Source organism: Actinomadura rugatobispora, from assembly GCF_042656285.1.
Taxonomy (GTDB): domain Bacteria; phylum Actinomycetota; class Actinomycetes; order Streptosporangiales; family Streptosporangiaceae; genus Spirillospora; species Spirillospora rugatobispora.
The window spans coordinates 1-25,817 of the sequence record NZ_JBHSON010000008.1; the positions used below are offsets into that span (position 1 = coordinate 1).

At 74.7% G+C, this 25,817-nt stretch carries 23 protein-coding genes; 8 read left to right on the plus strand and 15 right to left on the minus strand.

From position 1 onward, the window contains the following. Nucleotides 1–162: 162 nt before the first annotated feature. From ACFPZN_RS07300 to ACFPZN_RS07315, 4 genes are read right to left on the minus strand one after another with little or no spacing between them, the layout of a single operon-like run. The gene (locus tag ACFPZN_RS07300; protein ID WP_378281028.1) at nucleotides 163–909 is read right to left on the minus strand and encodes an SRPBCC family protein; all 747 of its coding nucleotides are present in this window, start codon (nucleotides 907–909) and stop codon (nucleotides 163–165) included. Nucleotide 910: 1 nt separating this feature from the next. Continuing rightward, on the minus strand, nucleotides 911–1,549 hold the full coding sequence (locus ACFPZN_RS07305) for an ArsR/SmtB family transcription factor (RefSeq protein ID WP_378281029.1): 639 nt from the start codon (nucleotides 1,547–1,549) through the stop codon (nucleotides 911–913). 32 nt (nucleotides 1,550–1,581) lie between these two features. Continuing rightward, a complete protein-coding gene (locus tag ACFPZN_RS07310; RefSeq protein WP_378281030.1) occupies nucleotides 1,582–2,319 on the minus strand; it encodes a MerR family transcriptional regulator in 738 nt (245 codons plus the stop codon). Further along, on the minus strand, nucleotides 2,316–2,510 hold the full coding sequence (locus tag ACFPZN_RS07315) for a hypothetical protein (RefSeq protein WP_378281031.1): 195 nt from the start codon (nucleotides 2,508–2,510) through the stop codon (nucleotides 2,316–2,318). Before ACFPZN_RS07315 ends, ACFPZN_RS07310 begins: the two co-directional genes overlap by 4 nt. A 54-nt stretch (nucleotides 2,511–2,564) precedes the next feature. Between ACFPZN_RS07315 and ACFPZN_RS07320 the strand changes: the two genes are divergently transcribed. The 3 genes from ACFPZN_RS07320 (at nucleotide 2,565) to ACFPZN_RS07330 (ending at nucleotide 5,795) form a co-directional block, all read left to right on the plus strand. Continuing rightward, the gene (locus ACFPZN_RS07320) at nucleotides 2,565–3,350 is read left to right on the plus strand and encodes an RNA ligase family protein (protein ID WP_378281032.1); all 786 of its coding nucleotides are present in this window, start codon (nucleotides 2,565–2,567) and stop codon (nucleotides 3,348–3,350) included. Then, nucleotides 3,337–4,461, plus strand: a complete 1,125-nt coding sequence (locus ACFPZN_RS07325) for an AAA family ATPase (protein WP_378281033.1) — start codon at nucleotides 3,337–3,339, stop codon at nucleotides 4,459–4,461. The genes ACFPZN_RS07320 and ACFPZN_RS07325 overlap by 14 nt, the downstream gene beginning before the upstream one ends. Nucleotides 4,462–4,670: 209 nt before the next feature. Continuing rightward, nucleotides 4,671–5,795: an amidase gene (locus ACFPZN_RS07330; protein WP_378281034.1), complete on the plus strand. Its 1,125-nt coding sequence runs from the start codon at nucleotides 4,671–4,673 to the stop codon at nucleotides 5,793–5,795. A gap of 238 nt (nucleotides 5,796–6,033) precedes the next feature. On the opposite strand, the gene ACFPZN_RS07335 is transcribed toward ACFPZN_RS07330, so the two are convergent. Genes ACFPZN_RS07335 through ACFPZN_RS07345 form a run of 3 tightly spaced genes read right to left on the minus strand, consistent with a single transcriptional unit; the run spans nucleotide 6,034 to nucleotide 8,252 of the window. Then, the gene (locus ACFPZN_RS07335; RefSeq protein ID WP_378281035.1) at nucleotides 6,034–6,789 is read right to left on the minus strand and encodes a tRNA(His) guanylyltransferase Thg1 family protein; all 756 of its coding nucleotides are present in this window, start codon (nucleotides 6,787–6,789) and stop codon (nucleotides 6,034–6,036) included. Further along, complete coding sequence (locus tag ACFPZN_RS07340; RefSeq protein WP_378281036.1) at nucleotides 6,770–7,273, minus strand: AAA family ATPase; 504 nt, start codon at nucleotides 7,271–7,273, stop codon at nucleotides 6,770–6,772. The genes ACFPZN_RS07335 and ACFPZN_RS07340 overlap by 20 nt, the downstream gene beginning before the upstream one ends. A 31-nt stretch (nucleotides 7,274–7,304) precedes the next feature. Beyond that, nucleotides 7,305–8,252 carry a helix-turn-helix transcriptional regulator gene (locus ACFPZN_RS07345; protein ID WP_378281037.1) on the minus strand — a complete coding sequence of 316 codons (948 nt, stop codon included), beginning with the start codon at nucleotides 8,250–8,252 and terminating at the stop codon, nucleotides 7,305–7,307. A gap of 82 nt (nucleotides 8,253–8,334) precedes the next feature. Between ACFPZN_RS07345 and ACFPZN_RS07350 the strand changes: the two genes are divergently transcribed. Then, entirely contained in the window at nucleotides 8,335–9,072 is a 738-nt protein-coding gene (locus ACFPZN_RS07350) for an alpha/beta fold hydrolase (protein WP_378281038.1), read from the plus strand. A gap of 146 nt (nucleotides 9,073–9,218) precedes the next feature. Here ACFPZN_RS07350 and ACFPZN_RS07355 read toward each other — a convergent pair whose 3' ends face one another. From ACFPZN_RS07355 to ACFPZN_RS07385, 7 genes are all read right to left on the minus strand, one after another. Continuing rightward, nucleotides 9,219–10,508, minus strand: coding sequence for a cytochrome P450 (locus ACFPZN_RS07355; protein ID WP_378281039.1), 1,290 nt, complete (start codon nucleotides 10,506–10,508; stop codon nucleotides 9,219–9,221). Nucleotides 10,509–10,624: 116 nt separating this feature from the next. Continuing rightward, entirely contained in the window at nucleotides 10,625–11,845 is a 1,221-nt protein-coding gene (locus tag ACFPZN_RS07360) for an LLM class flavin-dependent oxidoreductase (protein ID WP_378281040.1), read from the minus strand. A 116-nt stretch (nucleotides 11,846–11,961) separates the two neighbouring features. Beyond that, nucleotides 11,962–13,518, minus strand: a complete 1,557-nt coding sequence (locus ACFPZN_RS07365) for an AMP-binding protein (protein ID WP_378281041.1) — start codon at nucleotides 13,516–13,518, stop codon at nucleotides 11,962–11,964. A gap of 25 nt (nucleotides 13,519–13,543) precedes the next feature. Beyond that, entirely contained in the window at nucleotides 13,544–14,494 is a 951-nt protein-coding gene (locus tag ACFPZN_RS07370) for an acyl-CoA desaturase (protein ID WP_378281042.1), read from the minus strand. Nucleotides 14,495–14,876: 382 nt separating this feature from the next. Next, entirely contained in the window at nucleotides 14,877–15,872 is a 996-nt protein-coding gene (locus ACFPZN_RS07375) for an ARPP-1 family domain-containing protein (protein ID WP_378281043.1), read from the minus strand. An 80-nt stretch (nucleotides 15,873–15,952) separates the two neighbouring features. Beyond that, a complete protein-coding gene (locus tag ACFPZN_RS07380) occupies nucleotides 15,953–17,335 on the minus strand; it encodes a vWA domain-containing protein (protein ID WP_378281044.1) in 1,383 nt (460 codons plus the stop codon). Nucleotides 17,336–17,391: 56 nt separating this feature from the next. Beyond that, on the minus strand, nucleotides 17,392–18,090 hold the full coding sequence (locus tag ACFPZN_RS07385) for a TetR/AcrR family transcriptional regulator (protein ID WP_378281045.1): 699 nt from the start codon (nucleotides 18,088–18,090) through the stop codon (nucleotides 17,392–17,394). A 91-nt stretch (nucleotides 18,091–18,181) separates the two neighbouring features. Here ACFPZN_RS07385 and ACFPZN_RS07390 point away from each other — a divergent pair, with 91 nt between their 5' ends. Both ACFPZN_RS07390 and ACFPZN_RS07395 read left to right on the plus strand, forming a co-directional pair. Then, complete coding sequence (locus tag ACFPZN_RS07390) at nucleotides 18,182–19,147, plus strand: ATP-binding cassette domain-containing protein (protein WP_378281046.1); 966 nt, start codon at nucleotides 18,182–18,184, stop codon at nucleotides 19,145–19,147. A 56-nt stretch (nucleotides 19,148–19,203) separates the two neighbouring features. After that, entirely contained in the window at nucleotides 19,204–19,962 is a 759-nt protein-coding gene (locus ACFPZN_RS07395) for an ABC transporter permease (RefSeq protein WP_378281047.1), read from the plus strand. Between the two features lie 110 nt (nucleotides 19,963–20,072). Here the strand turns inward: ACFPZN_RS07395 and ACFPZN_RS07400 are convergent, their stop codons facing one another. Further along, entirely contained in the window at nucleotides 20,073–21,053 is a 981-nt protein-coding gene (locus ACFPZN_RS07400) for an EamA family transporter (protein WP_378281048.1), read from the minus strand. Between the two features lie 268 nt (nucleotides 21,054–21,321). Here ACFPZN_RS07400 and ACFPZN_RS07405 point away from each other — a divergent pair, with 268 nt between their 5' ends. Then, on the plus strand, nucleotides 21,322–24,237 hold the full coding sequence (locus ACFPZN_RS07405; RefSeq protein ID WP_378281049.1) for a hypothetical protein: 2,916 nt from the start codon (nucleotides 21,322–21,324) through the stop codon (nucleotides 24,235–24,237). Between the two features lie 235 nt (nucleotides 24,238–24,472). After that, the gene (locus ACFPZN_RS07410) at nucleotides 24,473–25,597 is read left to right on the plus strand and encodes a helix-turn-helix transcriptional regulator (RefSeq protein WP_378281050.1); all 1,125 of its coding nucleotides are present in this window, start codon (nucleotides 24,473–24,475) and stop codon (nucleotides 25,595–25,597) included. The last annotated feature ends 220 nt before the right edge of the window (nucleotides 25,598–25,817 follow it).

The following is a 25,817-nucleotide window of genomic DNA, read 5'->3' on the forward strand; positions in this document are numbered from 1 at the left end:
TTCGCTGAGGCGAAGGCCGACCATGTTCGCTGAGGCGAAGGCCGACCATGTTCGCTGAGGCGAAGGCCGACCATGTTCGCTGAGGCGAAGGCCGACCATGTTCGCTGAGGCGAAGGCCGACCACGTCCGCTGAGGCCAAGGCGGACGAGGTCTGGGGCGGGTTCAGGCGAACGTGGCCTCCAGCCACGCCTGCCAGGCGGTCTCGAGCCGTTCGCCGTCCACGTCGTCGGTGTAGTCGTGGTACTCGACGACGACGTGGCCGAGGTGGCCGAGGAGGAGCATGTAGAGGCCGGCGCCGGTGCGTGCGCCCATGAAGCCGTGGTCGGCCCATTCCAGGACGCCCTCGGACGGCGGCAGCCCCTCGATCGAGACGCGGACGGGGTCGCCCGGGCTGATCTCGCCCCGCAGGCCGAACGCGTCCTTGAACGCCGCCCACGCCCGTGCGGGGCCGGTGACCCGGGACCCGGGGGCGAACAGGTTGTAGGTGGAGGTGCGGCCCGGGAAGTGCTCGAGGTAGGCGGCGAGTTTGCGCAGGTACATGCGGTCGCCGACGCTGAGGGCGTCGTACTCGGCCTCCCAGTCGTCGCCCAGGAAGCCGTTGTGGACCAGGCGCAGCACGGTGCTGCCGCCCTCGCGCCCCTCGATGAGGTACTCGAAGGCCATGAACGTGCCGTCGGGGTTCTGGTCGGAGGCATAGCCGAAGCGCCGTCCCGGCTCGTAGGCGGTGACGGTGCCGAGGTGGGCGAGGCCGCCCATGGTCATGCGGGTCCGTCCGCCCTCGCGGCCCTCGATCTCGTTGCGGCCCATGAACCAGGAGTCGATGCCGGGGCCGGTGGAGATGGCCTCCCACACCTGCTCGGGGGTGGCGTCGATCTCGATCGACTCGCGCACCTCGAACTCGTGCGTCAAGTCAGCGCTCCTCGCCGGCGGCGGGCTCGGGCGCCGGTCGCGGTTCCGGTTCGGGCGGGGGGCGGAGGCTGGGGTGGACGGCGACGACCACGCGGTGGGGGCGGCCGCGTTCGGCGGTCTCGTCGTGGTACTTGGCGACCAGGGCGGTGACGGAGGAGGCCAGTTCCTCGGCGAAGGCGGCGCGGTCGGCGGCGGAGGCGAACCGCACCTCGCCCTCGATGGCGAAGGTGGCCAGGGGCTTGCCGGCGCGGTCGGCGCCGGTGATGAGCGCGCCGACGTCGCGGACGAGCCGGGCGGCCAGGGCGAGCAGCCAGCGGGCCGACAGCCGGTCGGGCGAGCGGCCGGGGTCGGGCTGCACGGCGCCCAGCGCGGTGGGCGAGATCACGAAGGATGCGGCGGTGGCGCGCATCATCCGCTCGTTGACGTTGCCCTTGCGGCGCTCCTCGACCAGTTCGACCAGTCCGTGCCGTTCCAGCGTCTTGAGGTGGTAGTTCACCTTCTGGCGGGCCAGGCCGACCCGGCCGGCGAGCATGGCGGCCGAGGCGGGCCCGGCCGACAGCTCGGCCAGCAGCCGGGCCCGGACCGGGTCCAGCGTCGCCTCGGCGGCGGCCGGGTCCTCGATCACCGCTACCTCGATCATGACGCCATCCTCCTCGCCGACAACTTTTCTAGTCAAGGGCGGTCGGGGGCGCCGGCGAGGTAGCGGTACAGGTGGCCGGAGCCGTCGAGCATCTGGGTGGCGCGGTGGGTGATCGCCTCCCGGCGCTCGGCGATGGCGGCGCGCAGGGCCTCGCTGCCGCCGGTGCGGCGCAGGCCGTCCAGCACGGCGCCGATCCGCTCCAGCGGGTAGCGGCCCTGGCGCAGCAGGTGGATCATCTGCGCGTCGCGGATCTCGGCCGGGCCGAAGACCCGGTAGCCGGTGACCGGCTCCCGCCTGGGGGTCAGCAGCCCGGCCGACTCCCACACCCGCAGCGCCGAGGTGCGCACGCCCAGCCGGGCCGCGACCTCGCCGATGCGCAGGTCCGAGCGCGCGGGACCGGGCGGGCCGGGGTCCTGCCGGGCGACCGCCTCCAGCGCCTCGCCCATCGACCGGAGGGCGAGCCGCTGCTCGTGCAGGGCGGCGTGGGCCGCGTCCACCAGGGCCAGGGCCTGCGGCGCGTCGCCGGCGTGCGCGGCCCGCATGATCTCTGCCGAGGCCGTCCGGCCGTAGCCCCGCTCCAGGGCGCGGAAGGTGATCAGGGCGTGCCGGTGCCGCTCGTCGAACGTGCGGTATCCGGAGGGGGTGCGCGGGGCCGGGGGCAGGATCCCCTCGTCGAGGTAGTTGCGGATCTGCTGGGTGGAGACGCCGGCCGTGCGGGCCAGGTCGACGGGGCGGAGCGCCCTGCGGCCCCTGTCCTTGCGGCCGGTCATCGCAGGACGAAGACGCCCGCAGCGGCGGCCAGTTCCAGGGCGTCGGTGTCGAGCCCGTCGGGGCCGCCCCGGCGCCGGTGGACGGTCGTCTTGTGTGCGCCCGAGCGGGCGGCGACGCGGAAACCGTGCTCGGCCGGCTCGTCCAGGATCGCGGCTCTGGCTTTGGGTGCGTCGGTTTCCGAAGTGGTCACGCCCAGACGATATTCGGTTGCCGCCTCCGGACGCGGACCGTTACAACGGTCGGCATGTTGCGCAAGTACCCCCGGACCCGGCATGTCGAGGGTTCCCGGCTGCAGGCCGGCGACCACGACCTGTCCGCGGTTCCCTTCCGGGAGATCGCCGGGCGGTACCTGGTGGTGGAGGAGAAGCTGGACGGCGCCAACTGCGGCATCAGCTTCACCTCGGCCGGGGAACTGCGGCTGCAGAGCCGCGGCCACTTCCTCACCGGCGGGCCCCGCGAGCGGCATTTCGCGCCGCTCAAGGCGTGGGCGGCGGCCGTCCAGCACGTGCTGTGGCCGCGGTTGGGCGACCGCTACGTGATGTACGGCGAGTGGCTGTACGCCAAGCACACGATGTTCTACGACGCCCTCCCCCACTACTTCTGCGAGTTCGACGTGCTCGACCGGCGGGAGGGGACGTTCCTGTCCACCCGGCGGCGCCGCGACCTGCTGGAGGGGGCGCCGGTGGTACCGGTCCCGGTCCTGTACGAGGGGGAATTGGACGGCCTGGGGGCGCTCACCGCACTGGCGGGGCCGTCCACGTGCCGTACCGCGCGCTGGCGTGAGGCGCTGCGCGAGGCGGCGGCCGGGGGCGGCGCCGATCCCGATCGGGTGGCCGCCGAGACCGACCGTGCCGAGGAGATGGAGGGCCTCTACATCAAGGTCGAGGAGGGCGGGCTGACGGTGGACCGGCTCAAGTGGGTGCGGCCGAGTTTCCTGAACGCGATCCTCGACTCGGGCACGCATTGGCTGGACCGGCCGATCGTCGCCAACGGCCTGGCCGACCCGGAGGTGCTGTATGCGGGTGTTTGAGGAGCTGTGCCCGGCGCCGCCGCACTGGCGGGTGCCGTGGCCGGAGATCCGCGAGGCGTTCGCGTGGGTGCGGGCGCTGGCGGGCGTGCCGCAGGACGCGGTGCACCATGCCGAGGGCGACGCCGAGGTGCACACGCGGATGGCGTGCGAGGCGCTGGCCGGGATGCGGCGCTGGCGGGAGCGTCCGGCCGATGAGCGGGTGCGGCTGTTCACGACCGTGCTGATGCACGACATCGCCAAGCCGTACTGCACGAAGGTGGAGGACGACGGCCGGATCACCGCGCACGGCCATTCCCGCCGCGGCGATCTGATGGTGCGGCGGATCCTGTGGGAGCTGGGCGCGCCGGTCGCCTGGCGCGAGCACGTGGCCGCGCTGGTGCGCCACCACCAGGTGCCGTTCTGGGCGCTGGAGCGTCCCGACCTGGAGCGGATCGCGTTCCGGGTGAGCCTGCTGGCGCGCAACGACGACCTGGTGATGCTGGCGGGCGCCGACATCTTGGGGCGGGTCTGCGGCGACGCCGCGGAGCTGCTGGAGAACGTGGCGCTGTACGGGGAGTACTGCGCCGAGATGGACTGCCTGGACGCGCCGCGCCGGTTCCCCTCCGACCACGCAAGGTTCTGGTATTTCCGCAGGCCGGGACGTGATCCGGACTATGCCGCCCATGACGACACGCGGCTGACGGTCACGGTGCTGTCGGGCCTGCCGGGGGTGGGCAAGGACCACTGGATCGCCGAGCACCGGCCGGATCTGCCGGTGGTGAGCCTGGACGGGATCCGCGAGGAGCTGGGGGTGGCGCCGTCGGGCGACCAGCGTCCGGTGGCGGCGGCCGCGCACGAGCGGGCGCGCGAACATCTGCGGGCGGGACGCTCGTTCGTGTGGAACGCCACCAACGTCTCCAGGATGCTGCGCGAGCAGTGCACCGGGCTGGTCGCCGACTACCGGGGCCGGGTGGAGCTGGTGGCGCTGGAGGCCCCGCCGGAGGTGATCGCGCGGCGCAACCGGGCGCGTCCCTCCCCCGTCCCGGACGCGGTGATCGACCGTCTGGTGCGGCGCTGGGAGACCCCGGACCCGACCGAGGGGCACCAGGTGCGGTGGCTGTCCACCGCCTGACCGGCGCGCTGACCGGGTCGGGGACGATGGCCTCGGCCGCGACATCGTGCCGGCGCAGGCGGCCCCGAGGCTAGGCTGATGTGGATGAGTACCCCCTTGGCGGTCCTGCCCCGCGCAGCCGTCCTGGCGGGCTGATCGCCATGGCGACGCGGCCTGAGCCGCGCGCGTCGGCCGTGGCTCCCGGGCCCGCGCGCCTGGACGCAACCGCCATGGCGGCGCTCGTGCTGCGGCGCGAGGTGTCGGCCGTGGAGCTGGTGACCGCCGCTCTGGCACGGCTGGAGGCGGTCGACGCGCGGCTGCGCGCCTTCACCCGGACGTGGCCGGAGCGGGCCCTGGAGTCGGCGCGGGCGGTCGACCGTTCGGTGGCGCGCGGCGCGCGGCCGCCGCTGGCCGGGGTGCCGATCGGTGTGAAGGCCTGGGCGCGTTCGCAGGCCGCGCAGACGGGGCGGCTCGAGCGGGCGGGCTGCGTCGTGCTGGGGTCGACGTCCGTGCCGCTCGGGCACACCGACTGGCAGACCTGGGGTCATACCGACCGCGGCCCGACGGTCAACCCCTGGCGGTCCGACCGCACGCCCGGCGGGTCGTCGGCGGGCTCGGCCGCCGCGGTGGCGGCGGGAATCGTGCCGCTGGCCACGGGCAGCGACGGTGCCGGCTCGCTGCGGATCCCGGCGGCGTGGTGCGGGGTGGTCGGGCTCAAGCCCACCAACCGGCGGCTGCCCGCCGCGGACCGCGCGGGCCTGGCGGCCCTGGGCGCGGTGACCGGCACCGTGCGGGACGCGGCGCTGCACCTGTCGGTGATGCTCGACGAGGATTTCGGGGTTCCCGGCGGCGGGCGTCCGGTGCGCGCCGTCTGGTCGGCGTCGCTGGGATTCGCCGGGGTGGACGCGGAGCAGGCGGCGATCGCCCGTGCCGCGGTGGGGCGGCTGGAGGAGGCAGGGGCGATCACACTGCGGCCGCGGGATGTGCGGCTGCTGAACCCCGAGCCGGTGTGGCGGTCGCTGCGGGCGGGCGAGGCGGATCCCGACGCGCGGAGCGTCCGGGAAGCCAACGACGAGGGGCTGGCGGCACTGTTCGGGGAGGCGGAGGTGCTGCTGACGCCGGCCACGCCGACGCCTCCGCACGGTCACCAGGGCCCGGGCGAGGCGATGACGGTGGACCTGACGTGGGCGTTCAACGTCAGCGGGCATCCGGCCGTCAGCGTCCCGGCGGGCCTGAGCGCCGCCGGGCTGCCGGTGGGGCTGCAGGCCGTGGCCGCGCACGGCGGCGAGGCGCTGCTGCTGCGGGTGGCCGCCGCCCTGGAGGCGGTGGCGCCCGCGCCGCGCCCGCCGCTGTGACCGCGGCCCGGACGCCCGCAGGCGTCCGAGCCGTTCCTCGACCGCCCGCCTCCCTCATGGGGGTGAGCGCCTTGCCTTGGTGGACGGCCCGCGCCGGCTGGCTCCAGGCCACCGGGAGCGCGACCCCGTTGATGACGGGCCGGGCACCGCAAGTCACAGCCGCGACCTCCATCGGCGGGCTGGGCATGTCGCCGATCAGGTGCAGCGCGGACGGCGTCTGAGACCTCGGTGCGGGCGGTCAGGTGGGGTCGGTGACGAGGTCGTGGACGAGGGAGCGGTACTCGTCCTTCATGGGCAGTTCGCGTTCGACGCGGACGCGGCGGCGAGTGGTGGTGACGTCGACTCCGCGCTTGGGGTCGTGGCCGGTCTTCTCGTAGGTCTCCCACCACAGGCCGACGCCGCGGCGCTGCCAGGCGGGCAGTTCGTTGAAGTTGACGCCGCGCGCGTAGAGCAGTTCGTTCTTGGCGGCGACGCCGGTGCGTTCGAGGCGGCGCGTGGCCTGCCGGGCGGTGCTGCCCTCGTGCCGCAGCGTCCAGTAGCACCAGCCGTTGAGCGCGCAGCGGGCGGCGTCGGCCTGGCGCCAGGACAGGTAGTCGACGACGTCGGCCGTGCCGGCGCCCATCCAGACGCGGGCGTCGAAGACGGCGGGCTCGCCGGCGGCGTGGGTGAAGGCGGCCGAGGCGATCCCGGCCGACAGCGAGACCAGCTTCTCCACCTCGCGGCCGAACAGGTCGAAGGAGGGGTCCAGGACGACGGAGATCTCGTCGCTCTCGGTGTAGGCGTAGCGGCCGGACAGCTCGGTGAGCAGGGCCTGCGCGGCGGTGGCCATCAGTTCCGAGAAGCGCCGGTCGAAGGGCTTGTCGAAGCGCCGCTCGGTGTAGCGGGAGAAGCCGCGGCCGTCCACGCGCACGATCGCCCACGCGCCCGGCAGGAGCGTCTGGGAGTGGAACCACTCCCGCTCGCGCATCCGCGACTCAAGGTCCCTCAGCCGCACGTCCGGTCCCTTCCTCTCTGGCGGGGGCGCGGTCGACGGCCGTGACGTCGAAGCCCCCCGTTCCGTCGAGCCGCACGGAGCGCAGCGCGTCGAACCCGTCGGCGTGCCGCGGCTCGCGCAGTCGCTTGAGGGTGGCATAGATGCCGACGTCGGGCACGCGGTTTTCGCGCGGGCGGGCGGCGTTGCGCGCGACGGCGGCGGGCACGTCCGGCGGGAACCAGTAGCCGGTGATCCGGGCGCCGTGGCGGCGGCCGGTCTCGATGAGGGGGCGCCACTCCTCGGGCGAGGGGTTGGTGTTGTCGACGGCCACGTTCCGGCCCGCCTCCAGCGCCTCGGCGATCTGGCGCAGCTGGCGGGCCTGCTTGCGGCGCGAGGAGCGGCCGAACAGGTCCTTGCTGACGTGGACGTGCGTGTCCGACAGGTGCCGCCGGTAGAAGGTGGTCTTCCCCGAGGCCTGCAGGCCGATCAGGATCGCCAGTTCCATCCCTCTCCCCCGTTCCCTTCCCTGCCCGGTCTCAGCGGTCGGCGCTGGCGCGCAGGGAGTCGGCCAGGTCGCGGACGGCCTCGCGCAGTTCGTCGGGGCGGTGGACGGTGAAGGGGCGGCCGAGCCCGGCGAGCATCTGCGCCATGCCGCGCAGGCTGTCGGCGCGCGCGGTCACCAGCACGCCGCCCTCGCTCTCGCGCAGCGTGGCGGCCGAGGCGGGCAGGGCGCGCCGGGCCTGGGCGAGGGTGGCCTCCACCCACACCTCGACCTCGTGGGTGTAGGGGACGGCGGCCAGCGAGCGGGTCACGTGCTGGACGGGGTCGATGTCCTCGGGCATCCGGTAGGTGTCGCGGCCGAGTTCGGCGGACCGTACGCGGTCGACGCGGAAGGTGCGGACCTGGCCGCTGGCGTGGTCGTGGCCGGTGACGTACCAGCGGCCGGAGTGGAAGACCAGGCCGTAGGGGTCCAGGTCGCGTTCGCTGGTGGACTCGCGCCAGGAGCGGTAGCCGATCCGCACGCGCCGCCGGGCGCGGGCGGCCTCGGCGAGGGTGAGGAGGGCGGCGGTGGCGGGGGCGGTGCCGTCGCGTGCGGCGAGGGTGAAGCCGAGGGTCTCCTCCAGGGCCTGGACGCGTCCGGCCAGGGCGGCGGGCAGCACGCGCCGGACCTTGGCCAGGGCGCTTTCGGTGGCGCGGGCGGGCAGGCCCAGGCGCCGTCCGGCCAGCAGGCCCAGGACGACGGCGGTGGCCTCGTCGTCGGTGAGCATGAGCGGCGGCAGCTTGTAGCCGGGCATGAGGCGGTAGCCGCCGTGGCGGCCGCGTTCGGCGACGACGGGGACGCCGAGGTCCTCCAGGCGGGCGGCGTAGCGGCGGACGGTGCGCTCGTCGACCTCCAGGCGGCGGGCCAGTTCGGCGCCGCCCATCCGCTGGTTGGCCTGGAGCAGTTCGAGCATGGTCAGGATGCGGGTGGTGGGATGTGACACGGGTCACGCTCTTAATCCGGGCGGTTTCTGTCCGGTATTGATTCTACGGTGTTGTCATCGCAGGTGAGAGAGGGAGTGCGTGATGACGACGTTCGTGCTGGTCCCCGGTTTCTGGCTCGGCGGCTGGGCGTGGGACGAGGTGGCCGCGGCGCTGCGGGAGGCGGGCCACCGGGTGTACGCGGTGACGCTGACGGGCCTGGCCGAGCGGGCGGGTGAGGCCTCGCCGGAGGTGGACGTGCGGACCCACGTCGACGACATCGTCGGGCTGATCGAGGGCGAGGACCTGCGGGAGGTGGTCCTGGTCGGGCACAGCGGCGCGAACATGCCGGTGACGGGCGCGGCCGACCGGATCCCCGGGCGGCTGGCCCGGGTGGTGTACGTGGACTCGGGGCCGCTGCCCTCGGGCATGGCGCAGATCGACTTCAACGATCCGGGCGAGCGCACGGAGGTGGAGAAGCGGGTGGCCGAGGAGGGCGAGGGGTGGCGGATCCCGCCGCCGCCGTTCGACCCGGCCGCCGAGCCGGAGGCGCTGGCGGGGCTGGACGAGGCGATGTTGGCGCGGTTGCGCGAGCGGGCGACGCCCGAGCCGCTGGGCGCGGCGACGTGGCCGCTGGTGCGGCCGGAGAGGGTTCCGGCCACGCCCAAGACGATGATTGCCTGCACCGTCCCGCTGGCGGCGGTGCGGCAGATGGTCGACGGCGGCGCTCCGGTGTTCGCGATGCTGGCGGGCCCGGAGTGGACCTTCCACGAGCTGCCCACCGGGCACTGGCCGATGCTGTCGCGGCCCGCCGAGCTGGCGGCGCTGCTGGGCGGCCTGTGAGCGGGGCGCGGTGCCGTTCCGCGCCGCGGCGTTGCGGGCCTTGCCGTCCCGGGCCGCTGGTCCCGGCGCGCCGTCCGCCCGGGGCGGCGGGCGGGCGGCGGTCCGGGGGGCGTTGAGGGGGCGCCGCCGGGTGTCCGGGCGGGACGTCAGGGGGCGGTGAAGGTGCAGGGCAGCCGCTTGTAGCCGTTGATGAAGCTGGACAGCAGCCGGTCGGGCTCGCCGTCGGCGCGCAGGTCGGGCAGCCGGGTGAACAGTTCCCGGAACATCACGGTGATCTCGCGGCGGGCGAGGTTGGCGCCCAGGCAGAAGTGGGGGCCGGGCCCGCCGAACCCGACGTGGGGGTTGGGCGAGCGGGTGATGTCGAAGGCGTCGGGGTCCTTGAACACGCTCTCGTCGCGGTTGGCGGAGTTGTAGAACAGCATCACCTTGTCGCCCTGGCGGAAGGTGTGGCCGTTCATCTCGTGGTCGCGGGTGAGGTTGCGGCGGAAGCAGATGACGGGGGTGGAGAGCCGGACGATCTCCTCGACGGCGCCGCCGACGCGGCCGTCGAAGTCCTCCAGGAGCAGTTCGCGCTGGCGGGGGTTGTCGGTGAACAGCTTGAGGCCGTGCGCGATGGCGGTGCGGGTGGTCTCGTTCCCGGCCACCACCAGCAGCAGGAAGAAGGTGCCGAACTCCTGCGCGCTGAGCTTCTCGCCGTCGACGTTCGCGTTGACCAGGGCGGAGGTGAGGTCGCCGGTGGGGGCGCCGACGCGTTCGCGGCCCAGTCGTGCGGCCAGGCGGTGCAGCTCGCGGCTGGCCAGGGCGACCTTGGCCAGGCCCAGCCCGGTGCGCAGGCGGCCCATGTCGGGGGTGATGCCGGTGTACTCGGGGTCGGAGTTGCCCAGCACGATGTTGGTCAGCCGCAGCACCCGCGGGTAGAGCTCGTCGGGGATGCCGAGCATGTCGCAGATGATCTCGACGGGCAGCCGGACGGCGACCTCGGCCACGAAGTCGCCGGGGCCGGAGGCGATCAGCTCGTCCACGATCCGGGTGGCGCGGGCCTGCACGTCGTCCTCGGTCCGGGCCAGCATCTTGGGGCTGAACGCGCGCGAGACGATGCGGCGGATCTTGGCGTGCCGCGGGTCGTCCATGTTGATCATCGAGTCGACGTAGCGCTGCAGCCAGCCGGGGGCGTCGATGACGCTGGTGGCGTTGGGCTCGCTGCTGAAGATCTGCGGGCTGCGGCTGGCCTCCAGCACGTCGGCGTGCCGGACCAGGGCCCAGTAGCCGGGGCCGCGCTTGGCGAACGGCACCGGCGGGTCGGGGTAGAAGCGGGGGGCGCCCTCGGCGCGCAGCCGGGCGAAGGCGTCGGCGCGCTCGTCCAGGGGGCGGCTCCAGAACCGCAGGTCGCTCAGGTCGAGGTCGTCCGTGGTCGTGTTCGTCCGCTGGCTGGTCACCGCCGCGTCACCTTCCGTCGTCCCTACGCACCCATAGCTTGGATAAGTGCCCGGTTACGGTCAATGGCGCGGCGGATCCTGTGAGCCAGCACACACCTCGCCCGGCCGGCGCGGTGTCAGGCGTCGGTGGCCTGTCCGGCGCCCTCCCCGGGGGCGGTCCGGGCGTCGCGGCGGCGCTCCTCCTCCTGCTCCTGGACCTTGGACATGATCGCCTGGGTGGTGGCGCCGATGAAGGTCTCGCGGTTGGCGGCGGCCCAGTCGCGGCTGGCGGCCAGGGGGTCGGCCGAGCCCTGGAAGAGCGGGGCGACGTAGCGGGCGAACAGCTCGTAGGAGTGGCGGGTGCGTTCGGTGTCGGCCCAGTCGTGGGCCATGAGCAGGTAGGTGCCGAACCCGCCGGACTGCTCGGCCAGGCGGCGGATCTGCGCGATCGCGTCGTCGGGGGTGCCGATCACGCCCATCCCGGTGGCGTTGACGGCCTCCACCAGCGCGGCGGGGTCGTCGGCGTCGGGGGCGATGGGCAGCGCGGCGACCTTCTGGAAGTAGGCGACCCAGTCGGCCAGGCCGAAGGCCACGTCGCGGGCGGCCTGCTCGCGGGTCTCGGCCAGGTGCATGGGGCCGACCAGGCGCCAGTCGCGGCGTTCGGCGGTGTTGCCGTACTTGGCGGCGCGTTCCCGCATCACGCCCCAGTGGTAGCCGAGGGCGTCGAACCCGGCGGTCTGGGTGGCGCCCAGCGACAGCAGGCCGCAGCCGTGGCGGCCGGCGGCGCGCGGGCCCGAGGGTGAGACCATCGCGGCGACCGCGACCTCCAGGTCGCCGCCGTAGGGGCGCAGCTGGAGGCGGGCGTCGCGCAGCTCGAACCAGTCGGTCTTGCGGGTGACGGGTTCGGTGCCGCGCAGCAGCGCCAGGATCGCCTCCAGGGCCTCCTCCATCATGTCGCGCTGGCGGGCGACCTCGATGCCCATCATGTACGCGTCGGAGGGCAGCGCGCCGGGGCCGACGCCGAGCATCACCCGTCCGCGGGTGAGGTGGGACAGCAGCACCATGCGGTCGGCCAGCATGAGCGGCTGGTGGTAGGGCAGGGAGGAGACGCCGGTGCCCAGCCGCAGGTGGCGGGTGCGTTCGGCGGCGACGGCGATGAACACCTCGGGCGAGGCGATGATCTCGTGGCCGGCGGAGTGGTGCTCGCCGATCCAGGCCTCGTCGAAGCCGAGCCGGTCCAGGTGGACCAGCAGGTCCAGGTCGCGTTCGAGGGCGAGGGTGGGGTTCTGGCCGCAGGGGTGGAAGGGGGCGAGGAAGACGCCGAAGCGCCGCGGGCCGCCGGGGGTGGAGGTGCTCATCGGGACCCCTTGTCCTGGAGGGAACATCGGACTAGAACACGTTCTAGTCCGTCCCTATCACAGGATCCCGTCGGCGGCCCCCCGACGGCGGCGGGCGGTGGATGTTCGGGGGCGGGTCAGGCGGCGGGGTGCGGGCCGGTGCGGGTGAGCGGGAGCGTCCCGTCCAGGTAGGCCCTGCGGCAGGCGGTGCGGGAGACCTTGCCGCTGCTGGTGCGGGGCAGCCCGCCCGGCTCGATGAGGACCAGTTCGTGGACGCGCACGTCGTGGTGGTGCTTGACGGCGGCGCGGACGGCGTCGGTGACCTCGCGGGGGTCGAGGCGGCGGACGGGGACGCGGCGGTTGCGTTCGGCGACCACGACCAGGTTCTCGGTGTCGCGGCCGGCGACGGCGAACGCGGCGGCGTATTCGCGGCGCACGCCCTCGTGGGCGTTGTAGGCGGTGTGCTCGATGTCGTGCGGGTAGTGGTTGCGGCCGTCGATGATGACCAGGTCCTTGATGCGCCCGGTGACGTACAGCTCGCCCTCGTACCAGACGCCCAGGTCGCCGGTGCGCAGCCAGGGGCGTTCGGGCAGGCCGCCGCGGTCGCCGGCCAGGACGGCCTGGAAGGTCTCGGCGGTGGCCTCGGGGCGGCCCCAGTAGCCGGCGGTGATGTTGGGCCCGTGCACCCAGATCTCGCCGACCCGCCCGTCGGGCCGGCGTTCGCCGGTGGCGGGGTCGGCGATGGCGACGTACTGGCCGTAGGGGTGCCGCAGCCGGCCATGACCGAGGCGCGTTCGCCGTCGCGGTCGCAGGGCCGCAGGACGCCGCGGTTGAGGGCGTCGCGGTCGAAGGCCCTGACGGTGGGCGGGCGGTAGCGGGAGGAAGAGGACACGTACACCGTCGCCTCGGCCAGCCCGTAGGCGGGCACCTGGACCTCGGGGCGCAGTCCGTGGTCGCGGTAGGCGTCCAGGAAGCGGGTGAGGGTGCCTTCGCGGATGGTCTCGGCGCCGTTCATGAAGACCTGGACGCCGCTGAGGTCGAGGGCGGCCTTCTCCTCGTCCTCGACCTTGGTGGCCAGGTACTCGTAGGCGAAGTTGGGGGCGCAGGTGAAGGCGTGGCTCTGCTCGCTGAGCAGTTCCAGCCACGTACTGCAGGTAGGCCAGGTCGTCGGGGGCGATGGGCTCGGGTTCGAAGCTGAGGGAGCGGTCGACCTCGTCGACGTTGAGGACGGCTTTGGGGCGGGGCAGGGTGGTGCCGTCGAAGAAGGCCTCCACGTGCGGGAGGGCCTCGGTGGTGGTGAGGACGCACTCGGGTTCGGCGTCGCCGTAGACGGCGGTGAGGCGGTCGGCGTGGCCGGGCAGGTCCGGGGAGAACAGCGGCACGGCGATGACGCGGGCGTACATGGCGCCGAGGAAGGCGATGACGTAGTCGAGGTTCTGCGGGGCGAGGATGGCGGCGCGCCGCCCGGCGTGGGTGGTGCGGCGGAGGGCGGCGGCGACGGCGCGGGAGCGGGCGTCAAGTTCGGCCCAGGTGATGTCGACGTGGACGCCTTCGACGTCGCCGCTGTAGTCGACGTAGGTGTAGGCGCGGTCGTCGGGGTACTGCCGGGCCCAGCGTGCCAACCGCTGGACGAGCGGGGTGCGGTCCAGGTCGGGCAGCGGTCCGGGGGCTTGGGCTGGGGCCGGGCTGGTCATGGGGTGGTCGCTCCTGGTGGGGTGGTCAGGGGGCGAGGCGGCGGGCGGCGAGCCGTTGGTCGTCGGGCCAGCGCACGTCCCACACCCAGCCGAGCTTCTCCAGCAGCCAGATGACGCGGGCGCTGATGTCGATCTGCCCCTTGAGGACGCCGTGCCGTGCGCAGGTGGGGTCGGCGTGGTGCAGGTTGTGCCAGGACTCCCCGAAGGAGGGGAGGGCCAGCCACCACACGTTGCGGGACCGGTCGCGGGTCCTGAAGTGCCGCTTGCCGAAGACGTGGCAGATGGAGTTGATGGAGAAGGTGATGTGGTCGCCGGCGAACACGCGCAGCAGCCCGGCCCAGAACAGGGCGGTGACGGCGCCGTGCCAGGACCAGGTGAGCAGCGCGCCCAGCCCCATGGGGATCAGCACGGTGGAGGCGGCGATGAGGACGTAGACGTCGTTGCGGCCCATGAACCGCAGGTCCCTGTCGGCCAGCAGGTCGGGGGCGTACTTGCTGCGTGAGGTGCGGTGCTTGCGGAACAGCCAGCCCATGTGGGCGTGGTAGAGGCCTTGGGTGAGGCCCCGGACGCCGGGGCCGTGGGCCCAGGGCGAGTGGGGGTCGCCCTCCTGGTCGGCGTACTTGTGGTGGCGGCGGTGGTCGGCGACCCAGAAGATGACCGAGCCCTGCCAGGCCTGCCCTCCCAGGACGGCCAGCGCGATGCGCAGCCACCGCTTGGCCTTGAAGCCGCCGTGGGTGAAGTGGCGGTGGTAGCCGATGGTGACGCCCAGGGCGTTGAAGGGGTAGAGGAGGGCGAAGATGGCCACGTCCGTCCAGCCCAGTCCCCAGCCCCAGAAGAACGGGACGGCCGCGAGCACCCCCAAGATCGGGGCGACCACGAAGACCACGACGCTGATCCGCTCGATGAGCGGGACGGGTTTGGGTGAGATGTCGGGTTGCGGGGCTCGGGTGCCCGCATCGGCGACGCCCGCCGTCACGGAAGGCTCCTTCGCAGGTCGGGCACGGTTGGATGGGGACGACCGTACGACCGCGTCGGCGGGCGGGGCTTCTCTGTGACCTCAACTGTTGCGCGGCCCGTTGTGCGGGTGATTGACAAGAACGCCGAGGGGCCGTGCGGGAGCCCGTGGTCAGGGCGGCGCGAGGGGAGAGGGCGGGCGGGACGGGCGGCCGGCGCTTCGTCAGGTTCGGTTCGTGTTCGAGCACGATGCGACTGATCTGGTATCAGGTGTGATCCTGACGCGCCCGGCACAGTTCCCGCGCAGTCCGATTGAAGTGGTCCGGCGGCCGCCGGGGCAACCCCTTTTCCCAGTTGTTCAGGTGACGGGGGGCCTTCGGGTGGCGCGTTCCAGGTGGGAGGCTTCAGGTGGCGAACAGGGAGGCGTACACGGCGCGGGCGCCGTCGGTGACGATCTGCCCAGCCAGGTGCGCGCCGGTGACGGTCGACAGCCTCAGGTCCAGGTACCGCTCCTCTTCGAGGGTGGTGACCGGGCCGGTGGGGGTGGCGGCGAGCCAGTCGGCGATCTCGGCGATGCGGGTGGCGCGGTCGTGGTCGAGGGCGGCGCGCAGCTCGCCCAGGTCGCGGGCGTCGAACGGCTCGGGCTCGGGTCCGTGTCCGGAGGCGTCGGCGCTTGCGGGGTGGTGTGCGCCGGGGGTGGCGTACCAGGCGGCGACGCCGTAGGCGAAGGAGACCAGGGGCGTCCAGATCTCGGCGAAGTAGCGGGGGTCGGGGGCCAGTTCGAGGCCGGCGAAGCGGCCGTCGAGGAAGAACAGCGCGCCCAGCTGGCCGGGCTGCAGTTCCAGGCGGCTCTGGTACTGGGTGAGGACGGCGCGGCGGCGGGAGAGGATCTGCTCGAGGTGGCCGCGGCGGGGCAGGCCGTAGCGGCGGTTGAGGGCGGCGATGTCGTTCCAGAGCTTGGCGTGGTCGCGGGCGCCGCGCAGTTCCAGGGCGCGGGCGCGCAGTTCCAGGGGCAGGATGAAGAACCACTGGTCGCGTTCGGCGAGGTAGCCGCCCTGGCTCTCCTGGACGCAGCAGGCGTCCTCGAACATCAGCGTCTGCCCGGCGGCCAGGAACGCCGAGCGGCACAGCGCGTGGTTCTGTGCGGCGTCCTGGACGTGGCCCATGTGCAGTGGCACGATCGCCACGCCCTGCGGTGCGCCGTTGCGCAGTTCGACGCTCCCGTACCCGGCGACGCGGGTGAGTTTGAGGCCGGTGCGGGGCGGGACGATGCCGGGGTAGGCGGGGCCGCTGATGGGGACCATGGTGAGCGCGCCGGCGCGCTGGGGTGTGCCCAGGCGGTGCCCGGCCAGGCTGAGCGGGCCCGGCACGAGGGTGTCGAGCGTGGTGAGGTCGCTCATCGGCGAGGGTCCTCCTCGTGTGGTCGGGCACGGTCCGGGCGGGGGCGCGGTCTCGGGTGCGCGTGTCGGGTGCGGGGCGTTCAGGCGGCGCGGGCCAGGTCGGTGGCCCGGCGGTCGAGCAGGTCCAGGCGGGCGTGCAGGGTGTCGCGCAGCCAGGGTTCGCCTGCCTCGCAGTGCCCGAACATCCAGGGCAGGAGTTCGGCGAAGTCGTCCTGGTGCCAGAATCCGCGCTGGGGCAGTGCCGGGGCCGGGCGGCGCAGCGTCAGGTCGTCGCTGCCGGTGAACAGGGCGTGGCAGAACACCACGGGGGTGGTGATGCCGGCGCGCGGCAGGGTGGCCACGACGCGGGCCAGGTCGCCGGGGAAGAGGTTCTCGTAGCCGTCGGAGACGACGGCGACCAGGTCGGGGCCGGTGGACAGGGCGTCCAGGACGCCCATGGCCAGGTCGGTGGCGCCGCGCGGGGTGCGTTCGTCGCCGCCGACCTCGACGACCTCCAGGCGGGCGCACACCTGCGACAGCACCATGCGCAGCGCGGCGGCCTGGGACAGGATCGCCCATTCGCGGTCGCCGTGGCCGCGCATGGAGGCCGAGGCGTCCAGGACCAGGGCGAGGGTGCCCTCGAAGCGGGGGAAGGTGGCGGCGACCGCGCCGATCTGGCCGCCCAGCGCCACGTACAGGTCCTCGGCGGGGCCGCCGCGGTAGAGGTGGACGAGGGTGGCGGCGATGTCGCCGCGGTTGGTGGGGGTGACGGTCTGGGGGCGTTCGCGGACGGCGTCGATCGCCAGCGGCGGCTGGTGCGGGTCGTACCGGTCGTGCGCGCCGTGCGGGCCGTGTGGTTCGTGCGGGCCGTGGATGCCGCGGGTGGCCGCGAGCCCGGCCGCCGCGGCCTGGTAGAGGGCGCCGACGCGGGGAAGGGCGGCGCGGGGTGCGGTGAGGAAGCGCAGCAGGCGGCGCTGGAGGTAGTCCGAGCCGGTGTCGCCCTCGGCGATGCGGCGGGCGCAGCCGCGGGCGGTGGCCTTGCCGAGGGCGTGCTCGAAGCAGTCGAGCAGGGCGGGGCGGCGGGCGGCGATGAGGGCGTCGGCGTGGGGGTGTTCCAGGACGAACCGCAGCGCGGCGCGGGTGGTGTGCTTGTGGTTGGCGCGCAGCCGCCGCAGCGCGAGCAGGACGGTGATGACGTGCGCGGGAGGCAGCGCGAGGGTCAGCACGCGGGCGGTCTTGGCCAGGGTGGCGCGGGTGGCGTCGTCCAGTCCGGCCTGGGAGGCGGCCAGGATCTGCAGCAGCACCCGGGCGCGCTGCCAGGAGCCGACTCCGGGGGCCAGGCCCAGCAGCGCGTAGCCCTCGGGGTCGTCGGTGTAGGCGGCGCGGTGGAAGTCGGCGTCGTCCCAGCACAGGGTGCCGCCCCGGGGCAGCGCGAGGGGCGGGGTGCGCGTTTCCAGATGGGTGAGGAGCGTGGGGGTGTCCATGATTGTTTCGCCTCCGCAATCATGGAGTCTAGGAATCTCCGCGAGTGCCCCGACACTCATTTTCCGGCGGGCGCGCTCCCATCGCCGCCGGGCGCGGCGGGCGCGGCGGGCGCGGGGGGTTTGACGGCGTAGCGGCCGATGCCGTCCTCCAGCAGGCCGTAGACGCGCTCGACGGCGGCGTAGACGTCGGCGCGCATCTCCTCCAGGGACTCCCCCGCCAGCTTGCGCTGGACGATCTCGCCGCTGAGCACCTGCTGGGCGGAGAAGATCATGGCGGCGGCGATGCGGGGGCCGAGGTCGTCGGGTCCGGCGCCGGTGTCCTCGGCGAGCGCGGCGGCCAGCTCGTCCTGGGCGCGCTGGCCGATCTCGCGCTGGCGCGCGGTGAGCGCGGGGCTGTCCATGACGGTCTTGGTCCAGGTCTCGGCGCCCTCGTGGAAGGAGGTCTGCGGGGCGTGCTCGTCCAGGCCCCGCAGGAACTCGCGGTGGAAGGCCGCCACGGCCGATTCGCCCGGGCGGCGGTCGCGGAAGGCGCGGGCGGCCTGGCCGACGATCTCGTCCTGGCGGTCGAAGAACAGGTCCTCCTTGGTCTTGAAGTAGTTGAAGACGGTGTTGACCGACACGTCGGCGGCGCGGGCGACGTCGGCGATGGTGACGTTGTCGAAGCCGCGCGCGAGGAACAGCCCGGTGGCGATGTCGGACAGCCGCCGCCGCGTCTCCAGCTTCTTGCGCTCGCGCAGGCCCATCCGTTCGGTCATGGGAACGATCCTAACGTCCCCTGGTGTCGCTTAAATTTTGGTGTCACTTAAAAATTTGGGTTACTCTAACTTCCGATTCGAGGAGGCGACTGTGATCGAGGCACACGGGCTGGCCCGCACCTTCGGCACCCGCGGCGGGCCGGTCGAGGCGGTGCGGTGCGTCGACCTGGCCGTCGCGCCGGGCGAGATCGTGGGGTTCCTGGGCCCCAACGGCGCGGGCAAGAGCACCACGCTGCGCATGCTCACCACGCTGCTGGCGCCGACGGCGGGCACGGCGCGGGTGGCGGGGCGCGACCTGCGCTCCGATCCGGCCGGCGTGCGGCGCCGCATCGGCTACGTCGGGCAGGCCGGGGGCACCGATCCGGGCGTCCCGGCCGGTGAGGAGCTGCGGCTGCAGGCCGACCTGTACGGGGTGGCGGGGGCGCGCGGGGCGGGCGGGCGGATCGCCGAGCTGTGCGCCCGCCTGGACCTGGAGGGGCTGCAGGAGCGCCCGTCGGGGTCGCTGTCGGGCGGGCAGCGCCGCCGGCTGGACATCGCGCTGGGACTGGTGCACCGTCCGCCGCTGGTGTTCCTGGACGAGCCCGCCACGGGCCTGGACCCGCACAGCCGCGGCAACCTGTGGGAGCACATCGCGCGGCTGCGCGACCAGGACGGCACCACCGTCTTCCTGACCACGCACTATCTGGAGGAGGCGGACGCGCTGTGCGACCGCGTCCTCATCATCGACCGGGGGCGGATCGTGGCCGAGGGGACGCCGTCGGAGCTGAAGCGGCGCGTGTCGGGTGACGTGGTCACCCTCGAGCCGGCGGGCGGCGAGGCCGCGGCCGGCCGGGCCCGCGAGGTGCTGTCCGGGCGGCCCGGCGTGCGGGAGGCGCGGGCGGCGGGCCCGGTGGTCCGGCTGAGGGTGGAGGACGGCGACAGGGCGCTGGTGGAGCTGGTGCGGGCGCTGGACGCGGCGGGGATCGAGCTGGCCTCGGTGCGCCTGGCGCGTCCCTCGCTCGACGATGTCTTCCTCACCGTCACGGGCCGCTCGCTGCGCGATGAGCCCGCCGCCTGACCGTCCCCGGCCCTGCCCTCATCCCCTCGTCCCCTTCGTCCTCTGGGAGGTCCTCCGTGCGCACCGTGCGCGACTCGTACCTGATCTTCGGCCGGTATCTGCGGCAGACGCTGCGCAGCAAGGTCGTGGTCGTCTTCGGGGTGCTGCAGCCGCTGCTGTACCTGGTGCTGTTCGGGCCGTTGCTGACTCCGTTGACGGGGGTGCGCGGTTTCGGCGGCGATCCGTGGCGGGTGCTGGTGCCGGGCATCCTGGTCCAGCTGGCGCTGTTCGGCGCGGGCTTCGCCGGGTTCGGGCTCATCGCCGACCTGCGTTCGGGGGTGGTGGAGCGGCTGCGGGTGACCCCGGTCAGCCGGACGGCGCTGCTGCTGGGCCGGGTCATGCGCGACACGGTCGTGCTGGCGGTGCAGGCGGTGATGCTGCTGGCGGCCGGGCTCGCGCTGGGGCTGCGGGCGCCGGCGGCCGGGCTGCTGATCGGGCTGGCGTTCGTGGTGGGGCTGGCGCTGAGCGTCGCCTCGCTGTCGTACGTGCTGGCGATGGCGACGCGCAGCGAGGACGCCTTCGCGCCGCTGCTGTCGACGGTGACGCTCCCGCTGATGCTGCTGTCGGGGGTGCTGCTGCCGATGACGATGGCGCCGGGGTGGCTGGAGGCGGTGTCGCGGCTGACGCCGTTCCGGTACGTGGTGGACGCGGTGCGGGCGGCGTTCGGCGGCGACTACGCGGGTGCGGCGGTGCTGCGGGGGGCGGCGGTGACGGTGGCGCTGCTGGCGGTGTCGGTCGCGCTGGGCGCGCGCCGCTTCCGCCGCGAGAACGCCTGAGGGCCCCGGGTCGGCTCGCGTCCCCAGGCCGGAGGCGTCCGTCCAGGCCCCCCGGCCCTGACCGCCCGGACCGCCCGGGCTCTTGGGCTCGCGGCGGTGCGGCGCCGGGGTCAGCGGGCGTTGAGGGCGGGCGCGGGGGTCTCGGGTGAGGCGACGGCCGGGGTGCGGTCGATGACGGCGCGCTGGGCGATGAACGCCCCGGCCAGCACCACCACCCCGCCCACGGTCTGCACGGGCGTGAGCCGTTCGCCGAGCGCGGCCCAGGCGATGAGGGTGGCCGCGACCGCCTCGGTGTAGCAGATGGCGCCGGCGACCTGGGCCGAGAGCCGCTGCACGCCCGCGACGCCGGTGAGGTAGGCGACGACGGTGCTGACCAGGATGATCCAGGCGGCCAGGACCCAGCCGGGCGCGGTGTGGCCGCCGACGGGGACGGCGGCCGGCAGCACCTCCCAGGGCAGCGTCCAGGGGACGGCCAGGAGGGTGAGGACGGCGGCGCCGACGACGCTGCCGACGGCGGTCATGGCCAGCGGGTCGACGTCGCCGGTGAGCCGGTCGATGATGAGGAAGTAGGCGGCCTGGCAGGCGGCGGCGCCCAGCCCGGCGGCCAGTCCGACGGCGTCCAGCCGCAGCCCGTCCCAGACCTGCACGACCAGGGCCAGCCCGGTGACGGCGACGGCGACGCCCAGCGCGGCGGTGCGGTGCACCGGGACGCGCCGCACCAGCCGCAGCCAGGCCAGCACCATCACCGGGCCGGTGAACTCCAGCAGGATCGCGATGCCGACCGGCAGCCGGGAGGCGGCGACGAAGTAGAGGGCCTGGCAGCCGGCCAGGCCGGTGACGCCGTAGAGCGCCAGCCGGGGCAGGTGCGGGCGCAGGGCGCGCAGGGCGCGCAGGGCGGCGGGGCCGCGCAGGAGCAGCACCAGCGGCACCAGCACCAGCGCGGCGCCGGCGACGCGCAGCCAGGTGGCCTGCAGGGGGCTCATGCCGGCGTTGATGAGGGCCTTGCCGAACGGTCCGGAGGCGCCGAAGCAGATCGAGGAGAGCACCGCGAACGCCAGCCCGGTGGTCCTGGTGCGCGCCGCCTGGTCCATGCCGGCCCCTTCCATGAAGTTAAGGAGCATCTTGGCATAACGCTCATTACAGGTCGATGGGCGGGCGGTTCCTCCCGGCTCGCGCACGCCTCCGGCCAAGGCACGGGCGGGTGCGGGTGGAATGCGGGCGTCCTTCAGCGGCCCTGGGGAACGTCCGCAAACCCCTGGGGCAGAGGGCGCGGAGGTCCCGCCGACCCGGCGCGGAAGGCGTTCGCGTGTTGCCGGATCGATGCGGGACCCGGGCCCGTGAAGGACTACCATTCGCCAGGTGAACTGGCAGGCGGCCGGGGCGGCACCCGGCGGAAGCGGGGGCGGGACGGCCGGTGACCTCTTCACCGCGGTGGAGGGCAACGTCCGGGAGCTGGTGGCCTCGGCGTGGTGGCGCACCGCCCCGCCGCAGCAGCGCGCCGAGCAGGTGGTCGCGCGGATGCTGTGGGGCTCCAGCGAGTGGTGGCTGTACGGGGCGTGGGGCCGCTGGTACCGCTGCGGCCTGGACGGCAACTGGCATCCCTGCCCTCCCCCTGCCGATCCGGCCGACCGCGCCGCCGTGGTGCCGGCGCCGCGTGGGGCGGGCACGCCGCCGGTGCCGCCGCAGATGTTCCCCACCGGTCCTGACCTGGCGGCGGGGCGGGTGGCCTCGCTGGGGTTCCTGGGCCCGGTGCCCGAGACGGCGGTGGTGGCGCGCATCCAGCAGGCGCTGACGACGGCGTGGGCGGTGAACCCGGCGCAGTTCGCCCAGCAGGACCCGATGTTCCAGCCCGGCACGCCCAGCACGGTGGCGGCGGCGTGGGGCGCGCTGCTGTGGTGCGCGGGGTCGCCGGTGGTGCTGATCGAGCATCCGCTGATCGAGTCGTTCATCCCGTTCCTGACCACGCCGGCCGAGCGGCTGCACTGGATGATGCCGCCCGACTTCAGCACGCTGGCGGGGTACTACATCAACCGGCTGCTGGCCGGCGACGGCGGCGGCGCGGCGCACATCGCGCGGGTGATGTACGAGGTCGCGGCGGGGCTGCAGGGCGACGCGCGGTTCCGGCCGGGCGCCGACGCGCTGGCGGCGGTGACGGCCTCGTCGCTGCGGTTGGTGCAGCAGGACATCGCCACCGCGCGCTACGGCCCTGCGGCGGTGCTGCAGGAGTGGCGGCGCCGCTGCCCGGCCGAGTACGCCACGCCGATGGTGCGCGACGCCGCGCCCGGCGAGTACCTGCGCCTGGCGCTGTACGACCTGCAGCAAATGGTGGCGGGGCTGACCGGGCCGCGGCAGGTGACCGGGGGCCGTCCGCACGACGAGGTGCGCCGGGCGGGGGTGGCGGTGCTGGCCGCCGACCTGCAGTCCGCGCCGAACGCGATGCCGGCGCTGCAGCGCTGGCTGGATCCCGACAGCGCGCGCACGCTGCAGGCGGTGCTGACCGACGCGTCCCATCCGCTGCGCGATCTGTGGCCGCGCGAGGGGCGGCTGCCGGAGGCGCTGCGCACCAGCGACGCCGACGCGCTGGCGGCGCTGCTGGCCACCACCTACACGCTGGGGCTGACCTGGTGCCGGCTGGCGCAGGTGCCGCCTCCGGCGACGGGGTTCGCGCTGCCGCAGGCGCTGGCGGCGGAGCTGACCAGCCCGGCGATGCACACGCCGCCCTCCACCGACGAGCTGAGCGCCTGGGACATCATCAAGGCGGCGCGGGCGCACCTGGCCTCCGAGCGGGAGACGCAGTCACCCCCGCCGGCCCAGCCGGACGCGCCGGTGGCCCCGGTCCCCGAGCCTCCGCCCCCGCCCCCGCCTGGGGCCGGGGTGCCCTCTCCCGCGGCGGCGGCCGCGCCGTCGCCGCCGCCGCAGGGCATGCTGGACGGCGGGGTGCCGGGGCAGGAGCAGGCGCCCGCACCGGGCGGTGTGCCCGGTGGCGTGCCGGGTGGCGCGCCCGTGCCCGGTGGCGGGCTGGGGCCGCTGGGGTCGGACGCGGCGCCGCCGCGGATCCCGCCGCCACCGCCGCCGCCTCTGCCCGGTGGCGCCGATCCCCACCAGCCCGCGCCTCCCGGTTCGCCCGGCCTGCCGGTGCCGCCGTCGCCGCCGGTGGTGCCTCCGGCCCCGCCCACGGCGCCGGTGTGGCCGTCGGCCGACGATCCGAGGGCGTCCGCGGCCGGCGGGGTTCCCCACCCGGCGGGCGAGCCGGTCTGGCCGTCCGATCCGTCCGTCACGCACATGGACCCTGATCCGCTGGCGACGCAGCTGGACCCGGCGGGCGCTTCGGGACGGCCCGTGTGGCCGAGCGCCGACGCTCCCGGGGCCGCGGGTGCGGTGCCGGGCGCGGGCGCGGTGGCCGAGCCATCGCTGCCGCCACCGCCGGCGCCGGTGCCCGAGCCGCCGCCGCCCGTCCCGGCCGCGCCCGATCCGGGGCCGAGCCCGCAGGTGGCCGAGGCGTACGGGATCCGGTTCCTGTGCGGCGGCGACGACATCGAGCGGGTGGTCACCGAGGTGCGGCGCCGCGGCAAGTGGGCGCAGCGGCTGCGCGGTCAGGAGGTGTCCAGCGCCTCGGTGCCGGCGCTGCTGCTGATCGGCGGCCCGTCCTCGGGGCAGCGCCGACTGGCCCGCATGGTGGCGCGGGCGCTGGCGGAGGTGGAGGTCTCCAGCGGCGAGGTGCGCGGCATGCACGCCGACGAGCTGCGCGAGCGGGGGCCCGACGGGCTGCGCGCGGCGCTGGACGAGCACGCCGGGCACGTGCTGCTGCTGGAGGGGCTGGAGACGCTGATCCTGGACCATCCGCAGGGCGCGGGGTTCGCCTCGGCGCTGTACCGGGCGCGGCTGGAGGGGGTCAGCGACACCGCGCTGCTGGGTACGTGCGAGCCCGAGCGGGTCGGGGAGCTGTCGGCGGCCTCGCCGGAGCTGGTGACCGACCTGCGGGCGGTGCGGCTGCCCGATCTGAGCGAGCCGCGGGTGCGGCGCGCGCTGCTGGACCTGCTGGCCGAGGAGCGGCGGCTGCGGCTGGACGCGGGCGCGTGGCGCGTGGTCGACCGTGATCTGGCGGTGCTGCGGCCGCTGGGGCGGCTGACCGGCGCGCGCCTGGTGGAGGCCTACCTGGACCGCGCCGCGACCCGTCATCTGGGACGTGCGGAGGCGACCCAGGCGATCGGGAACGCCGCGATGCTCTCGCTCACCGCCGAGGACTTCGAGGGCGTCGCCGCCGAACTGTCCTGACGCCGCGCCGCCGGTTCTTCGCGGTGCCGGTTCTTCCGGCACCGCGTTTTCCGGTGTCGCCTGGTTCCGGCGCGCCGGGCTGCCGGGCGTCCGCCGTCTCCGTGCTGACCTGCGCGAAGGCGGCGGAGGGCGCGGCGCGGCGCGCCCGCGCGATGGTCGCGGGGCGGTTGCGGGGCGGTGAGGTCAGGGTTGCCGGGGCCTGAAGAATGTCGGCGGCGCGGGTCACCATGGGGGCGTGAATCGCGTGGACCGGTTGCTCGCCCTCGTCGCCGAACTGCGCGCCGCCTCCCCCGAACCGCTGACGGCCGACGCGCTTGCCGACCGGCTGGAGGTCAGCGGGCGCACCGTCCGCCGTGATCTGGAGCTGCTGATCCACGGCGGGCTTCCGGTGCGGCTGGAGCGGGGCCGCGGCCATGTCCTGGAGGCCGGTGCGGCGGCGCCGCCGCTGTCGGAGGTGGCCTCGCTGATGGGGCCGGTGCACGACACCCTCGCCGAGGCGGTCCGCACGCGCCGGATCGTGCGGCTGGCCTACACCGACCAGTCGGGCAGCCGCAGTTTCCGTGACGTGGAGGCGCACGGGCTGGTGGTGGCGCCGTACGCGGAGTACCTGGTGGGGTGGTGCCGGATGCGGGACGGGCCGCGGATGTTCCGGCTGGACCGGATCGGCGCGGCCTACCTGTCGGGGCGTGCGGCGGGCATGCGGGATCTGGACGATCTGCTGGCGGCGCTGCGGGTGCCGGTGCCGCGCCCGCCGGCCGACGCGGCGCCGCGGGGTCCGGCGGGGGCGGCGCGGGCGCGGGCGTGGACGCTGGATCGGCTCGACCATGTGCGGGGCCGGTTGCGCGAGGCGACCGCGGAGGTGCGGGACGGGCAGGAGGGCGCGGCGGCGCTGCGCGGGGTGCTGGGTCATCTGGCCGAGTGGACGCGGTGGCAGGTGGCGGCGGTGCGGGCGTCGGCGACCGGCGGGGCGCGGGTGTACGAGGGGCGCCGTCCGCGGTTCCCGCCGGAGTTCGAGGGCGATCTGCCCTATGACGCGCGGGAGCGGATGATCCAGGACGCGATGGCGTTGCGGTCGCTGGGCGAGCTGGCGCGCGATCTGCGGGAGGTGCTGGAGGCGGCGGGGCACTGGTGCGCGGAGTCCGACGACGCGCTGTGGGAGGGGGAGTTCCCCGAGCCGCGTCCGTCGGGGGCGGCGGGCCCGGCGCGTCCGCTGGCGGATCTGCTGGCGGGGTGGCGGGGGCCGCTGGCCCATGTCGAGTGGCATCTGGACCGGCTGACCGATGAGCCGCCGTCGCTGCCGGTGGTGCAGGGCGATGACGAGGAGGTCTGGCTGACCGACCGGTGCCCGCTGCAGGTGTGAGCGGCATGTTCCTGCGGTCGTCCCGGAGGGCGTGTTCCCGCCCGCACAGCGCGGGGCGTCCCGCGCGGCGTCTCGCGGAGCCTGTGCGGTCTGGCGAGGCGCCTGCTGGGCCGTGAAGTGCGGGCGGGCCCGTCGTGCGGGGTGGGGTGCCGGCGGGGCCGGGGGGCGGGGTGGACAGGGCGGCGGCTGGCCAGGGTCGGTCAGGGGTGGGGGTTTCAGG